This window comes from Neisseria sp. HMSC067G12 (genome assembly GCF_001812725.1).
Lineage (GTDB): Bacteria > Pseudomonadota > Gammaproteobacteria > Burkholderiales > Neisseriaceae > Neisseria > Neisseria perflava.
Map to the genome: position 1 here is coordinate 1 of NZ_KV810195.1, position 224 is coordinate 224.

The following is a 224-nucleotide window of genomic DNA, read 5'->3' on the forward strand; positions in this document are numbered from 1 at the left end:
TGCCGCACGCGATTCCTTCTACATCCACGCTCAAGTTGAAAATGCCAACCGAAAATTGGAAACCGCTTTTCTCGTGTGGGGAAAAGTGAAAGAAGGAGAAAAAGAGGCTATGCGCGCCCGAAAAAAAGCCTTTATTTATTACTGCTTCGGGGTGGTTTGGTTTTTTCTTGCGTTGATTTTATTTTTCTTTGGCGTTTAAAGCTTGATTAAAGGCCGTCTGAAAT

General features: G+C 42.4%; 1 protein-coding gene. It reads left to right on the forward strand.

Features of this window, described 5'->3' with window-relative positions:
• On the forward strand, nucleotides 1–199 hold a 199-nt coding region (locus HMPREF2871_RS11865), incomplete at its 5' end, for a hypothetical protein (RefSeq protein WP_168163729.1).
• Nucleotides 200–224 lie beyond the last annotated feature (25 nt).